At 71.2% G+C, this 12,919-nt stretch carries 16 protein-coding genes; 3 read left to right on the top strand and 13 right to left on the bottom strand.

What is annotated here, in order from left to right:
- Nucleotides 1-66: 66 nt before the first annotated feature.
- Genes surE through HUS56_RS17145 form a run of 3 tightly spaced genes read right to left on the bottom strand, consistent with a single transcriptional unit; the run spans nucleotide 67 to nucleotide 2,136 of the window.
- On the bottom strand, nucleotides 67-828 hold the full coding sequence (surE, locus tag HUS56_RS08970; protein ID WP_173923060.1) for a 5'/3'-nucleotidase SurE: 762 nt from the start codon (nucleotides 826-828) through the stop codon (nucleotides 67-69).
- Nucleotides 825-1,820, bottom strand: a complete 996-nt coding sequence (locus HUS56_RS08965) for a PfkB family carbohydrate kinase (RefSeq protein ID WP_173923059.1) — start codon at nucleotides 1,818-1,820, stop codon at nucleotides 825-827. Before HUS56_RS08965 ends, surE begins: the two co-directional genes overlap by 4 nt.
- Nucleotides 1,821-1,857: 37 nt before the next feature.
- Nucleotides 1,858-2,136, bottom strand: coding sequence for a putative glycolipid-binding domain-containing protein (locus tag HUS56_RS17145; protein ID WP_256368800.1), 279 nt, complete (start codon nucleotides 2,134-2,136; stop codon nucleotides 1,858-1,860).
- A 263-nt stretch (nucleotides 2,137-2,399) separates the two neighbouring features.
- Between HUS56_RS17145 and HUS56_RS08955 the strand changes: the two genes are divergently transcribed.
- Nucleotides 2,400-2,975, top strand: a complete 576-nt coding sequence (locus HUS56_RS08955; protein WP_173923058.1) for a GNAT family N-acetyltransferase — start codon at nucleotides 2,400-2,402, stop codon at nucleotides 2,973-2,975.
- Between the two features lie 37 nt (nucleotides 2,976-3,012).
- Nucleotides 3,013-3,951, top strand: coding sequence for a hypothetical protein (locus HUS56_RS08950; RefSeq protein ID WP_173923057.1), 939 nt, complete (start codon nucleotides 3,013-3,015; stop codon nucleotides 3,949-3,951).
- A gap of 6 nt (nucleotides 3,952-3,957) precedes the next feature.
- Here HUS56_RS08950 and HUS56_RS08945 read toward each other — a convergent pair whose 3' ends face one another.
- The 5 genes from HUS56_RS08945 to HUS56_RS08925 form a co-directional block, all read right to left on the bottom strand.
- Nucleotides 3,958-4,902, bottom strand: a complete 945-nt coding sequence (locus HUS56_RS08945; protein ID WP_173923056.1) for an NADP-dependent oxidoreductase — start codon at nucleotides 4,900-4,902, stop codon at nucleotides 3,958-3,960.
- A gap of 43 nt (nucleotides 4,903-4,945) precedes the next feature.
- Entirely contained in the window at nucleotides 4,946-5,275 is a 330-nt protein-coding gene (locus HUS56_RS08940; RefSeq protein WP_173923055.1) for a hypothetical protein, read from the bottom strand.
- Between the two features lie 27 nt (nucleotides 5,276-5,302).
- Nucleotides 5,303-6,217 (bottom strand): oxygenase MpaB family protein, encoded by a 915-nt coding sequence (locus tag HUS56_RS08935; RefSeq protein ID WP_173923054.1) that lies wholly within the window; start codon nucleotides 6,215-6,217, stop codon nucleotides 5,303-5,305.
- A 41-nt stretch (nucleotides 6,218-6,258) separates the two neighbouring features.
- A complete protein-coding gene (locus HUS56_RS08930) occupies nucleotides 6,259-6,771 on the bottom strand; it encodes a MarR family winged helix-turn-helix transcriptional regulator (RefSeq protein ID WP_254431371.1) in 513 nt (170 codons plus the stop codon).
- Between the two features lie 108 nt (nucleotides 6,772-6,879).
- Nucleotides 6,880-7,782, bottom strand: a complete 903-nt coding sequence (locus HUS56_RS08925) for an SDR family oxidoreductase (protein WP_173923052.1) — start codon at nucleotides 7,780-7,782, stop codon at nucleotides 6,880-6,882.
- A 145-nt stretch (nucleotides 7,783-7,927) separates the two neighbouring features.
- Between HUS56_RS08925 and HUS56_RS08920 the strand changes: the two genes are divergently transcribed.
- The gene (locus HUS56_RS08920; protein ID WP_173923051.1) at nucleotides 7,928-8,317 is read left to right on the top strand and encodes an MmcQ/YjbR family DNA-binding protein; all 390 of its coding nucleotides are present in this window, start codon (nucleotides 7,928-7,930) and stop codon (nucleotides 8,315-8,317) included.
- Nucleotides 8,318-8,325: 8 nt separating this feature from the next.
- Here the strand turns inward: HUS56_RS08920 and HUS56_RS08915 are convergent, their stop codons facing one another.
- From HUS56_RS08915 to HUS56_RS08895, 5 genes are all read right to left on the bottom strand, one after another.
- Nucleotides 8,326-9,213, bottom strand: coding sequence for a sucrase ferredoxin (locus HUS56_RS08915; RefSeq protein WP_217423967.1), 888 nt, complete (start codon nucleotides 9,211-9,213; stop codon nucleotides 8,326-8,328).
- Entirely contained in the window at nucleotides 9,210-10,454 is a 1,245-nt protein-coding gene (locus tag HUS56_RS08910; RefSeq protein WP_173923050.1) for a cupin domain-containing protein, read from the bottom strand. The genes HUS56_RS08915 and HUS56_RS08910 overlap by 4 nt, the downstream gene beginning before the upstream one ends.
- Entirely contained in the window at nucleotides 10,451-10,708 is a 258-nt protein-coding gene (locus HUS56_RS08905) for a BatC protein (protein ID WP_173923049.1), read from the bottom strand. Before HUS56_RS08905 ends, HUS56_RS08910 begins: the two co-directional genes overlap by 4 nt.
- Nucleotides 10,709-10,943: 235 nt before the next feature.
- Entirely contained in the window at nucleotides 10,944-11,423 is a 480-nt protein-coding gene (locus HUS56_RS08900; RefSeq protein WP_173923048.1) for a DUF4190 domain-containing protein, read from the bottom strand.
- A gap of 29 nt (nucleotides 11,424-11,452) precedes the next feature.
- Nucleotides 11,453-12,916: an NAD(P)-dependent oxidoreductase gene (locus tag HUS56_RS08895; RefSeq protein WP_173923047.1), complete on the bottom strand. Its 1,464-nt coding sequence runs from the start codon at nucleotides 12,914-12,916 to the stop codon at nucleotides 11,453-11,455.
- Nucleotides 12,917-12,919: the final 3 nt, after the last annotated feature.

Genomic DNA, 12,919 nt, shown 5'->3' with positions numbered 1-12,919 from the left:
CTCGAGTCTGACACGGCGCGCGGCGCACCGCGCACGGAACGCAACCGCGCACGCGTCGCGCCGGCTTCACCGCAGCGAGTCGGGGAGCGGCGCTTCGCCCACCGCGCTCACCGCCGTGAGCGTCGGCCGACCGGCCGCGAGCAGGTGCGCGTCGCTTCGCGGATCGTGCTCGCCGGCGAGGTCGGCGACCGTCAATCGTACGCCGCCCTCGTCACCCTCGCCGGCCGGGGCCACGGCGGTGGTCTGCACGATTCCGAATGGGGCCAGCGTCGCCGGTTGCGGATCGAGGTCGCCCGCGCGAGCATCGTTCGGCACGTTGAGGTTGAGTACTGTGCCGGGCGGAGCGGCGACGACCCCTGCCAGCAGACGGCGAGTGATCTTCGCGGCTGCGGCCCACTCATGGGTCTTGGGGTTCATGCCGACGTCGAGCGAGATCGCCAGGCCGCGTGCTCCGTTCGCCCCGCCGGTCAGCGCAGCCCCGACCGTGCCCGAGTGCAGGATGGCGTGACCGATGTTCGCACCGCGATTGATGCCGGAGAGCACGAGGTCGGGCACGGCACCGAACGCGCCGTGCGCCGCGATCAGCGCGATGAGTGCAGGAGCAGCGCGCACGGCGTAGCAGGGCAGCTCGAGTCCTTCGATCTCGCGACGTTGCATGCGGATCTGCCCGTCGGGCTCGGCGCCGATGATCGAGGCACTCGAACCGCTCGACTCGGTATCGGGCGCGGCGACCACGACGACGAATCCCTCGGCGACCGCGGCTTCGGCCAGCGCGTGGAGGCCGGGCGACTGGATGCCGTCGTCGTTCGTGATCAGCACGGTCGTCATCGTTCATCCACCTCCGCGCGAGCGGCGAGCTGGTCGGGGCTGACGATCTCGGCCTCCTCCGCCGTTTCGCCCTGGTCGCCGACCGGGCGCACGTCCACCCGCTCGCGGAGCCGCTGGATCGCCTCGTGGTCGCCGGTGCCGAGGCCGTGCCGAGTGACGTTCAGCGCGCCGGCCGCCGCACCCAGCGCCACGGCTTCCTGCAGCGAGTCACCCGCGGCGAGCGCGGCCACGACCGCGGCGGTGAAGGAGTCTCCCGCCCCAGCGGAGTCGACCTCCTGCATCTGCGGCACCCGAACGGTGACCGCCTCGTCGCCGTCGATGAGCAGGGCCGGTTCGTGGGCGCGCGTGATGAGGACGCTCTCGGCCCCGGCATCCCGCATCCGTCGTCCGGCCTGCACCAGCTCGTCGACCGAATCGCCCTCCAGCTCCCCGGCATCGCGCAACTCGGAGTCGCTCACCTTCGCCAGTCGCACGCCGCCCTCCAGGGCGGAGGCGAGCCGTGTGCCGGCCAGGTCGACCACCACCGGGCGCCCCGCTGCCGTCACGTCTGCGGCGAGCCGACGGTACACATCGTCGGGGAGGATCCCATCGTCAGCCGGACCGCTGAGGATCACGAGGCTGGCGTTCATCGCCTCCCGCAGCATGACGGCGTAGAGCTCGTCGAGGTCGTGCCGCGACAGCGGGTCACCGGCAAGCTCCGCGACTGCGACGCGTTCTCCACTGCGTCGGTCGTGCACGTACGCCGAGCCGCGACCCTCGCGCTCGACGGCGTGCACCTCGATGCCCTCGTCGTGGAGCAGGTGCTGCACGACCCGTCCGGGCTCGCCCGTGAACGCTCCCGCGATCGCGACGCTGCGCCCGAGTGTTCGGAGCATTCGTGCCTGCCAGATGCCCTGGCCACCTGAGTGGATGTGCAGATCGCCGGATGCCGCATCGCCCTCGAGCGTGACCGTGAGCAGCGGCGCGGGCGCGAAGATCAGTACGTCGGCCATGTGTTCACCTCGGTCGTTCGATCGATGTGCTTCGACGCTAGGAGGATGCGGAGCCCGCTCGCGAGGGGTTGACCCGCTCGAACAGGTGCCCGTACCGCAGCACGAGTCCGTCCTCGTCCACGTCGAGGTCGGCCTCGAACCCGGCCGCGACGCCGAGATCGACGTAGCGCACGCGGTTCGGATTCACGCGCACGTACCGCTGCCTGGAGCGCACCACGTTCATCATCGACGCATCGACGTAGCACGTGTCGAGCGTGAGGCGGGCACCGGCTTTCGGGCAGGCGCCTGATCGGAGGGTGCCCCAGTCGGGGGTCAGCCTCCAGCGGTGCCGCAGCTCGAAACCGCCGTCGTCGAGGCAGACGACGGTCGACTCGGCGGCGATCCCGTCAGGTGACTCGTCAGCACCATTCGTTCGAGCCCGACCACGTCGGTCCGTCGCCAGAACAGCACCCGCGAAGCATCCGGTGCGGTCATGTCGACAGCCTCTCGGAGGTGACGTGACGATCTCAAGAGGCCACCCTCGGCCGCACCATTCGCGTCGCCGTTGCCGGTGTCGGAGGCTGCTGGCAGGGTGTCGATATGGCGATCGAGGTGCGACCCGCGACCGTCTTCGCCGACGTCGAAACCATCGTCGGGCCCAAGCGGCCCGACGCCAGCGTGTGCTGGTGCCTGAGCTATCGGCTCACCTCCTCCAAAGAGAACCAGGCGCTCACCGGCCCGGCCCGCGGTGCGAAGGTCCGCGAACTGGTCACCCAAGACCCGCCACCCGGTGTCCTCGCATATGACAGTGACGAGGTCGTCGGGTGGGCCGGCGTGCATCCGCGGGCCGACACCAGCTTCGCGACGAACCGCAAGATCCCGCATGTCGACGACCTCGACGTCTGGTCGGTGTGGTGCATCCGCGTGCGGCCGGGGCATCGGGGCCAGGGCATCTCGCACCACCTGCTGGCCGGCGCCGTCGAGTTCGCGCGCGACCAGGGAGCGCCCGCGATCGAGGGGTATCCCGTCGACAACGACGGCGCGAAGGTCGACCTCACCATGGCCTACGTCGGCACGAAGGGCCTGTTCGAGAAGGCGGGCTTCTCGAAGGCGGCCGACACGGCATCGGTGCTGAACGGGTTTCCTCGCGTGCTGATGCGACTCGATCTGCGGTGAGCGCCGGGTGTCGGCGGCATCGGCAAGGATGGTCCGCATGCACGTGACCGACTGGCTTCTCGACGCAGACGTTTCGATTCGCTGGCAGGTGATGCGCGACCTGCTCGATGCGCCCGACGAGGCCGTCGTTGCCGAGCGCGCCCGCGTGGCGCACGAGGGGTGGGCCGCTCGGCTGCTCGCACTGCAGGATGACCGCGGGTACTGGGGCGATCATGAGTACGGCGTCGATGGCGACCGCAGGGGCACGCACTGGTCGCTGCACCTGCTCCGGCGACTGGGCGCCGAACCCACCGACCCGGCGGTACGGGCGGCGGTCGCCCGAACGCGCGACGGCGTCGTATGGAGCGACTGGGACGACCGGCCGTACTTCCACGGCGAGGTCGAGGAGTGCGTGAACGGCGGCGTGCTCGCGAACGCCGCCTACTTCGGTGAGCTCGGCGATGGCAGTGCCCGCATCATCGGGTTGCTCCGCGAGGAGCAGCTCGACGACGGCGGATGGAACTGCGATCGCGTCGAAGGATCGACCCGCAGCTCGTTCGACTCGACCATCTGCGTGCTCGAGGGACTGCTCGCGTTGGAGCGCGCCGGAGGGTCGGGCGATGCCTCGACCGACGCCGCCCTTGCCGAGGCTCGCCGCCGGGGTGAGGAGTACCTGCTCGAACGCAGCCTGTTCCGGCGGCGCTCCACGGGCGAGGTGGTGAGAGATCGCTACCTGAACTTCTCGTTCCCGCCCTACTGGTTCTACGACGTGCTGCGGGCGCTCGACTACTTCCGCGAGGCGGGCGGCAGGCCAGACCGTCGCCTCTCGGAGGCGATCGACCTGCTGCGATCGCGCCGCGGCGACGACGGCCGCTGGATCGCCGGCAAGCCCTGGCATGGGCAGGTGTTCTTCGCGGTCGACGCGCCAGAGGGCGAACCGAGCCGATGGAACACCCTTCGGGCGATGCGCGTGCTGCGCTGGTACGAGGAGTCGTGAGCGCGGTCAGACGAGCAGCACGATCTTGCCGCGAACCTCGCCCGACTCGCTCGCGCGCTGCGCCTCGGCAGCGTCTTCGAGTCGGTACGTCCGGCCCACCTCGAGGTCGAATCGCCCCTCGGCGGCCAATGCTGCGCCGACCTCGACGCCCTCGTCGCGCCAGCGCTGCTCCTCGTCGGTGAGCGGTACCGGGTTGCCGCCGCTGAACGCGCGGATCCCCCAGCCGGCGGCATCCCGACCGCGCACGATCGTGGCGATGCGGTCTCGATCGGCCACGAGGGCGAGCGACACCTCGATCGCCTCGTCGGTGCCCGCGCAGTCGATCGCCACGGTGACTCCTCGGGGCGCAAGCTCTCGCACACGCGCTTCGAGGCCGGCGCCGTACGCCACCGGCTCACCGCCGAGCGCGCGGATCCGGTCGTGATTGCGTTCGCTCGCGGTGGCGATCACCCGTGCTCCGGCGGCCACGGCGAACTGGATCGCGGCCTGCCCGACGCTGCCAGATCCACCGTGGAGCAGCAGCGTGTCGCCCTCACCGACCCCGAGCGAGCGAAGCACCTGGTACGCCGTCGCCACCGGCACCCCGATGCTCGCCGACTCGGTCCAGCCGAGCTCGGCCGGCTTCCGCACCAGCTGGTCGGCGCGGGCCACCACCTGGGTCGCATACGCGCCCCGCGCACGCCGCACGATCACCTCGTCGCCGACGCTCACCGAGTCGACGCCGTCACCGACGGCCTCGACCACGCCCGCGGCATCCTGGCCGATGCGCCTCGGCTCACCCGCCGGATCGGGAGCCCTTGCACCAGTGCGCTGTTTCACATCGATGGGGTTCACGCCGATCGCGCGCACGGCGACCACCACCTCGCCGGGGCCGGGAGTTGCGTCGGGCATCTCCTCGAGGCTCAGCACCTCGGGGCCGCCGCTGTGCCGGTAGACGACCGCTCTCGCCATGTGTTCTTCCTCTCGTGATCCGATTCGATGCTCGAGCGTCGATTCAGCGCGCCGGCGGGAACGCCGGTGCGAAGAAGGCGAGCACGGTGAAGCCCCCGGCGTCGGGATTGGACAGCCGAAGTTCCTCGCTGCCGCTGAGGGTCGCCAGTGAGCCGGCGGGGAACCGGCGCTGGCCCGACTCAGTCTCGATGACGCCCTCGCCCTCGACGGCGAAGAGCGTCACATCCGAGTGCCCATGGGTGTGGGGCGGCACCGACTGCCCCTGCGAGAGGCGGAAGACCCGCACGTTCGAGTGCTCCCCTGTTGCCACGACCTGCGCCACGAAGCGCTCGGGGTCGTATGGGGCGACGTCGCCGAGGTCGATGATCTGCATGCATCCAACGTACCGAGCGTTCGTCCGTCAGTCGGCCGAGGACATCGACGCATGAGCGCCGTCGAGGCGCGCGACGCGAGCCCGAGCGTTCTGCTCGCTCGGCGAGACGCGGCCGAGCACTCGCACCGCGACGGCGAGGAACATCCGGGTCAGCGTGATCGCCGGCCACCACGGCCGGCGCAGGCCGAGCAGCGCCCGATATCGCGGGTCGAGTGAGGCGACCGCACCCCCGAACAGGATCGGGTAGAGCCGTCCGGTGAGCCCCGGGAGTCCGGGTCGGCGGATGAACCGCACGGCGGCAACGACCCGTTCGTCGAGCTTCGTCTCGGGGAGGAACGCCTCGAGCTCGGCCTGCAACTCCGCCACGGTGGTCGGCGGATCCGCCAGGCCCATGAGCCGACCCGCCTGCGCCCACTCGCGCACGTACGCGTCGGGCCCGCCCGGGATCGGACCACCCCAGATTCGGTGCGCACCGACGAACGCCTCGGTGAACGCGTCGTGCACCCACCGCAGCAGCTCCTGGTCGTTCGCCGAGTAGCTGCGTTCGACGCCCCGCGCGTCGACGTAGGTGCCGGTCACGTGTTCGTGCAGGCGTGAGACGAAGGCGGATGCCGCGGTGGCCGCGCGCCGGTCACCGAACGTGGTCACGGCGACCCATCGCACGGTTCCGTCGAGTCGCCGGAGCGGATCCTCGCTGTAGCGCGAGTGATCGTGCACGCCCGCCATCGCCCCGGGATGCAAGGTCTGCAGCAGGAGCGCGCGGATGCCCGCCACCAGGGTCGGCAGCGAGCCGTTGACGGCCCACACCGCACTGCCCGGTCCGAAGAAGCCGGCATCGTCGCCCTCGGCGAGCGACCGCGTCCACCCCGCCGGCTCCCGACGGCCCGTGCGGCCGGGCCGCCACCGTGCCGGCGGCTCGGTGAGCACCTGCTGATCGCCCATAGTCGACGGTACCTCCTCGCCGCGGAGCGTGCTCGGAGAACCTAGGGTCGTGGCGCACGCCGCGACGACACCGCCGCGATGATGCGCAGGGCCTCGACGACGGTGGCGACCTGGTTGCGGGACAGGTCGGCGACGAGCGCGGCCTCCGCGCCCACGAGCTCTCGCATGGCGGCTTCGACACGACGGCGCCCCTCGGGAAGCAGCGTCACGAGTCGGCTTCGCAGGTCATCGGGGTTGTCGGTACGGGCGACCATCCCACGTTCGACGAGGCGATCGACGCGGTAGGTCGACGTGGCCGACGCCGTGCTCGTCACCGCCGAGAGCTGCGACGGCGTCATCGACTCCCCGTTGGATGCGCGGCGCAGGTTGGACAGGATGTCGAACTCCCACGCTCGAAGCTCGGCCGACGCGAAGGCGCGTTCCCGGATGACCTGCAGGTCGCGCGCCACTCGGCGAAGCCGCGACATGACATCGAGCGGCGTGAGGTCGACGTCGGGCAGGATCTCCGACCATGCGTCGATGACCGAGTCGACGTCATCATCAGCCCAGTCCACGTCACCTCCAACCGGTCGTCGACGATCGAGGCCGTCGGCCTCGCACCTTTCAAGTATCGACGGATGCCGCGGCATCCGTCGTACCCACTGGACCGGCGCAGGACGCGCTCAGAAGACGGGCGTCCCCCCGGTGACACCGACGACGGTCCCCGTGACGTAGCTGGCTTCGGCCGGGCAGGCGAGGAAGACGTAGGCGCCGGCGAGCTCGGCGGGTTGACCGATCCGACCCAACGGGGTGTCCTTGCCCATGTTGGCGACGGCCTCGGGCTCCTTTGTGGCCGGCTGCAGTGGCGTCCAGATCGGGCCCGGCGCCACGGCGTTGACCCGAATGCCCTCTGGACCCAGCTCCTGGGCGAGGTTGGCCGTGATGTTGTTCAGTGCTGCCTTGGTCGCGGCATAGTCGATCATCGGCACCGACGGCTCGTAGGCCTGCACCGAGCTCGTGATGATGATGGAATCGCCGCGACCGAGGTGCTCGAGCGCGGCCTGGCTGACCCACAGCGGGGCGTAGAGGTTGGTGCGCATCACGCGGTCGAGCTGTTCGGCGGTCAGGCCCTTGAGCCCCTTCTCGCCGCGCGCCCAGTGGTAGCCGGCGTTGTTGACGACGATGTTCAGCCCGCCCAGCTCGGCGGCGGCGCGTGCCACGACGTCTCGGCAGGTCTGCTCGTCACGAAGGTCGCCCTCGACGAGCACGGCCGTGCGTCCGGCCTTCTCGACCCACCCGGCGGTGTCGCGGGCGTCCTCCTCCTCGGGTGCGAGGTAGTTGATCGCGACATCGGCGCCCTCCCGGGCGAAGGCGATCGCGACGGCTCGTCCGATGCCGGAGTCGCCGCCGGTGATGAGGGCCTTGAGGCCCTCGAGCCGGCCCCGGCCCTCCCAGGAGGACTCCCCGTGATCGGGAACCGGGTTCATCTGCGAAGTCAGGCCGGGAGGCGTCTGCTGCTGCTCGGGCATGCCGCCCTCGTCGTCGGCCATGGACCGGGCGTGCTGGGCGATGGGCGCTTCGGGCATGGTGAGCTCCTTGCATCGGTTTCCGGAGGCTGAACCCCCGAGCGTAGGAGGACGTGCGCGCCGCGTCTGCCCCGAGACGGCGAGCACTCGAGCGAGTAGACTCCGACGCCCCGCCCGTGTCGGTCGTGCTGGGTAGGCTCGCACGGTGGCCACTCTCGACGACGTCCGCCGCATCACCGTCGGGCTCCCCGGCAGCGAGGAGCGCGCGACGACGGGCGGCGCAGCGTGGTTCGTTCGGCGCAAGCTGTTCGCATGGGAGTGCCATCCGTGGCCGAGCATCCCGGCAGACATGCGAGCGATCATCGCGGCCGAACTCGTCGTCGGGGTGAAGGTCGCCGACCCGGTCGACGCGCTCGCCCTCGTCGAGATGGCGCCCGACGTGTTCCTGCGCACCACGACGAGGTGGGGCGAACCGAAGGTCGCGTTCCGCATGGCCGGCATCGACGATGACCATCTCGCCGAGCTCGTCACCGAAGCGTGGCGCGTGCAGGCTCCGAGGTACCTGCGGCGCGAGTTCGACGCCGACGGCCCGTAGGCGAACGCTCACTCCATGCGGATCGACCGCAGCGCGTACTGGCGCACCTGCACGAACCGAGTCGCGGCGCAGGTCGAGAGCAGGGGCTCCGACTGGGTCTCCTCGACGTCGACCACGACGTCTCGGGCCGCCGCCGAGAGCCGCACGCGCCAGCCGCCCTCGGTCGTCTCCTCCGCCACGGGCGGGAACGCGTCGATGCGGTCGTCGCCGAACGCCTCCCGGGCATAGTGCTGCGCGGCCTGCACCGGATGGGTCAGCGAACTGCGCCCGCGGTACTTCTCGGTCACGATGCGACCCTCGTCGAACGCCTGGCCGATGCGAACCGGATCGCCGTCGTCGGCGTACCCGTAGTAGAGCCCGTGGGGGAACACCACCATCGTGCCCGCGAAGCGATCGCCGCCGAGATGCGAGCACTCCCACGTCTCCTCGGGGTACGCCTCCGCGAGCGCCGTGACCACGCGCCGTCCCCGCACGGCGCAGCATCGGTCGTGGCGGCCGTGGGTGCAGACGCAGTACAGCGGTCTCGACGACGGAGTTCCGCCGGAACCGTCGAGCGGCACGTCGAGGAGCGCCGCGGCATCCTTCACCTCACCCCAGATGACGCTCTCGTGACCCGGACGGGAATCGACCATCGCCCACCGCTGCGTCGACGGCGTGACCCGCCGGCCGGTCCGACGGATGGCGAGCGGACGCATGCCGGCTGCCTCGATGCGACGCACCAGCGCGCGGCCGAGCGCGCGGTCGAACGGCAGGTCGAGCAGGGCGTTGTGGCCCCAGCTCGCCGCGACCTCGATGAGGAACCAGCGGAGCCCGCGGGGGCCGGTGCCGGCGAGCGGGTCGACACGCTCCCGTGCCCGGTCGCTGCACGGCGCCCACTGCTCTGCCGACAGGGTCACGCCGGCGCCGCCACCGGCACCACGAAGCCCTCGCGCACCAGCCGTCGTGCCACCACCACCGCGCTCTCGGGGTCGAGGCCGGGCAAGTCGCCGACCGCGATGGGTCGCCCGTCGGCGATTCGGCGAAGCGCCGGCTCCGCCTCGATGGGAAGCGAGAGCGACTTCGCGCGCGAGACGATGCGCACGCGGTCTTCGACCGTCGTGATTCCGGCGTGCAACGATCGGCGCCACCGCACCACGCTGCGGCCGTCGAGCTCGGCGAGGGCGTCGAGCGTCGCGAGGGGCGCGAGGGCTTCTGCGCGGGTGTCGGCGTCGAAGCGGCGGCTGAGGGCCGCGGCCGGCCACGCGGCATCCGTCTCGTGCAGTGCCTCGATGAGGTCGCGCACGGTCTGCTCGACGAGCGGGGCGAGTGCCGCGGAGTCACGAACGTCGATGCCCAGCGGCAGCGAAGCGCGCAACTCGGCACGATCACCGGCCCGCTCGACGAGCGCCTGCACGAGGTCGGCCCGCGTGTAGGCCGACATGCCCACGGTGAGGTGCACGGATGTCGCGCCGAGGGCCGTCGCGGAGTGGATCCACCCGCGCGGCAGGTACAGGGCGTCGCCGGGGCTCAGCACCGCGTCGATGACCGGCTCTCGGGTGGCCGCACGGGCCACGGCTGCTCGGTGGTCGGACCACGGCTGCGTACGCAACGGGTCGACGTGCACCGGTGCGTGGATGCGCCAGTGCTTCTCGCCGGCGATCTGCAACACGAACACGTCGTGGGTGTCGTAGTGGGGGTCGAAGCCCTGCGACGACGGTGGCGTCACGTACGCGTTCACCTGCGCGGGTTGACCGAGGTCGTCGACGAGGGCGCGAGTGAAGTCGATGAGCGGCGGCCACAACCGGTGCAGCCCCTGCAGCACGATCGTGGCGCCGCCCGCGAACTCGTCGAGCACCTTGTCGCTCGAGACCTGGTCGGCGATCTCGGCGCCGTAGCCACCGGGGGCGGTGTAGGCGGATGCCGCGAGCACGGTTCCCTCGTGCGCCATCCGGATGAACGGCGTGCGCACGCCGCGCGACGTGATCAGCTCATCGACCGCGGCGGACGAGAACAGGTCGTCGAACGGGGAGCCGAGTTCGTCGGCACGGGAGAGGAGCGGCTCGCGGCCCCAGTGGCGCTCGGCAAACTCGTCAGCCGAGACCCGGATGCAGCGAGAGAGCGCGGGCCGGCTTGAGAGCCCGCGCTCCGAGTCGCTCACTGTGCGGAACCGTCGGCACCGCCGTCGCGGCCCTCGGGGTTGGCGCCGCCGTCAGCGACACCTTCACCCTCGGAGGCGGCCCCATCGGCGCCGCCGTCGTGTCCGCCGGGGTTCGCGCCGCCGTCGGCGACGCCCTCGCCGCCCGCCGAACCGTCGGCACCGCCGTCACGGCCCTCGGGGTTGGCGCCGCCGTCGGCGATTCCCTCTCCATCGGCACCCGGCTCGCGCGTGATGTCGTCGTCGTTGATCGTCATGAGATCTCCTCCCGTGGGGTCTGCGTTTCAGCGTAACGAGCACGGCCCGCGGCGGCTACGGCTTGACGCGGGTCCGCTCGGCGCTGCCGGGCGGGGTGAGCCGGCGGCCGTGCCGGGCTCCTCGAGCTCCCGGCGAGACTCCTGAAAGCAAGGACCTGTGGCGTCACCACAGATGGGACCAGATGGTTTGGGCGCTCACCAGATGGTCCCGGCGCTCACCAGATGGTCCCTGCGCTCACCAGATGGTGCCGGCGCCGAAGAAGATCGAGATGAACGCGAGGCCGCCGAGCACGAGCCCGGCCACCGCGAACGCCATGCCGCGACCGTTCGACTGGTTGGCGCGGATGATGCCGATGATGCCGAAGACGATGGCGAGCAGGTCAGGCAGCCCTCCGAGCAGGAGGCCGATGAACAACGGGATCCACGTCGTGAGGAAGCCCCAGAGGCCGAGAATGAACGCGGCGATCGCGAAGCCGTTGGGCTCGGGGGCATACACGGGCCCTCGGGCGGCCATCGACTGGGCGGCGACGGACTCGGGCCCGCCTGCGGCGGTCCGGTGCTGCGTGGTCGCCTGCGGCCGCGGCGCTTCCATGGGCATCTGCTCGTAGTACACGGTCCAGTTCGCCCCGTCCCACCACCGGTACCTCCCCGTCGACTGTTCGAGGTGCCAGCCGGCGGGGGCGACGGATCGATACGGATTGTGCGGGGTGCTCATCGCGCGGCCTTTCAGGAGGGGATTGCCGTTCAGGTGGGGGATGAGGTCAGCGTATCGCTCCGGTCCTCGATGACCTGGGCGAGGAACGCATTCTCGTGCGCCTGCGTCTCGTACCCCACCGGGTCGGCGACGCAGACCGGACACCAGTGACCGGCGGCGAGCACGAGACGAGCGCTCGCCCGGAACTCGTGCCCGTCGGCGCATGCCCAGGTGAGCCGGGTCGACACGTCGCCGGTCGGCGGGTCGGAGCTCAGCAACCGCCCGCCCCGGTGCGCCGCGACACCGGCGTAGTCGCCCGCCGTCCACCCCGCCGCCGGCTTCGACTCGTCGAAGCCGTGGTCGAGCATGGTCGGCACCCGTGACGGGTCGGGCGGCTCGAAGGTCGACCAGTCGCCGATCGCGCGCCATTCGTCGAGCGACCCGAAGTACGCTGCGATCCTCGCCTCGTCGCGGTCGCGGACCGCAGCCATCGTGCCCCGCGGCATCCGCGCCAGTCGCTGCATCGCGAACCGCTTGACGATCCAGGCGGGCACGCGACCGGCGTTGCGCACGGTGGCCGGCGCGGCCGCCGTCGCGCGGTGCAGCGCACCCTCGAACGTGTCTCGACGGAACGGCACGAGCTCCTCGAGCCGGTCGCTGTCGGTGTACCAGTGGCCGTGGAAGTTGCGGGTGGCGAACCAGTTGCGGTCGTACCATCGCCGGATGTCGCGGACGCCCATCGCGCCGCCGAGCGCGTTCAGGAACTGCCAGTTCGTCAGCCGCCAGCCGTCGCCGCCACCGACGTTGTGCACGCTGCCCCAGACGTCGGCTGCGGCATCCGGATCGCAGAGGTTCGCGAGCAGGCGGGCTGCATCTTCGGCCGACACCCACTCCATGACGTCGCCGATGGTCAGGTGCGTCATGATCGGGTCGCGGATGCCGAGCATCGCGGGGTGCACGATGCCGGGCAGCCGAAGCCACGTCCACTTCGGCAGCCCCGAGTCGACGAGTTCACGTTCGGCGATGACCTTGCTGAGCCCGTACTCGTCGAACCGGGAGATCTGCACCGGATCGCCGATGCGGCCCCAGTGGCGTGGCGGGTTGCGGGGACCGGTCTCGGCGACCGAGCCGATGCCGACGACCGCGACGGCGCCCGGCTCGGGCAGCGACCTCACCGCATCGATGATGTTCCGCATGCCGCCCACGTTCACCGGCTGCACCAGCTCGGGATGCGCGTCGGCCTCGGGCGAGACCAGACCGCCGGCGTGCAGCACGACATCCGCGCGTCGCACGCACGCGGCGACCGACGCGTCATCCGTCAGATCGCCCCAAGCCACCTCGAGATTCTCCATGTCGGCGAAGCGCTCGAGCACCGTGCGGCTGCGGTCCGTCCGTCGGGCGAGGGCGAGTACCGTGACCCGGTCGTCGCGCTCGCGCAACTCGGCGAGCACGGCGCGGCCGAGGTTTCCCGTCGCACCCGTGAGCAGCACGCGAGTGCGGCCCTTGCCGTCCATGCC

This window comes from Agromyces sp. Marseille-P2726, from assembly GCF_902809835.1.
Lineage (GTDB): Bacteria > Actinomycetota > Actinomycetes > Actinomycetales > Microbacteriaceae > Agromyces.
This window is presented reverse-complemented; position numbering and strand designations above follow the sequence as displayed.

Bases quoted from the DNA above. Each gene is read 5' to 3' on its own strand.
- surE (WP_173923060.1), bottom strand. From the start codon at position 828: ATGACGACCGTGCTGATCACGAACGACGACGGCATCCAGTCGCCCGGC.
- HUS56_RS08955 (WP_173923058.1), top strand. From the start codon at position 2,400: ATGGCGATCGAGGTGCGACCCGCGACCGTCTTCGCCGACGTCGAAACC.
- HUS56_RS08965 (WP_173923059.1), bottom strand. From the start codon at position 1,820: ATGGCCGACGTACTGATCTTCGCGCCCGCGCCGCTGCTCACGGTCACG.
- HUS56_RS08895 (WP_173923047.1), bottom strand. From the start codon at position 12,916: ATGGACGGCAAGGGCCGCACTCGCGTGCTGCTCACGGGTGCGACGGGA.
- HUS56_RS08900 (WP_173923048.1), bottom strand. From the start codon at position 11,423: ATGAGCACCCCGCACAATCCGTATCGATCCGTCGCCCCCGCCGGCTGG.
- HUS56_RS08945 (WP_173923056.1), bottom strand. From the start codon at position 4,902: ATGGCGAGAGCGGTCGTCTACCGGCACAGCGGCGGCCCCGAGGTGCTG.
- HUS56_RS08940 (WP_173923055.1), bottom strand. From the start codon at position 5,275: ATGCAGATCATCGACCTCGGCGACGTCGCCCCATACGACCCCGAGCGC.
- HUS56_RS08925 (WP_173923052.1), bottom strand. From the start codon at position 7,782: ATGCCCGAAGCGCCCATCGCCCAGCACGCCCGGTCCATGGCCGACGAC.
- HUS56_RS08950 (WP_173923057.1), top strand. From the start codon at position 3,013: ATGCACGTGACCGACTGGCTTCTCGACGCAGACGTTTCGATTCGCTGG.
- HUS56_RS08905 (WP_173923049.1), bottom strand. From the start codon at position 10,708: ATGACGATCAACGACGACGACATCACGCGCGAGCCGGGTGCCGATGGA.
- HUS56_RS08935 (WP_173923054.1), bottom strand. From the start codon at position 6,217: ATGGGCGATCAGCAGGTGCTCACCGAGCCGCCGGCACGGTGGCGGCCC.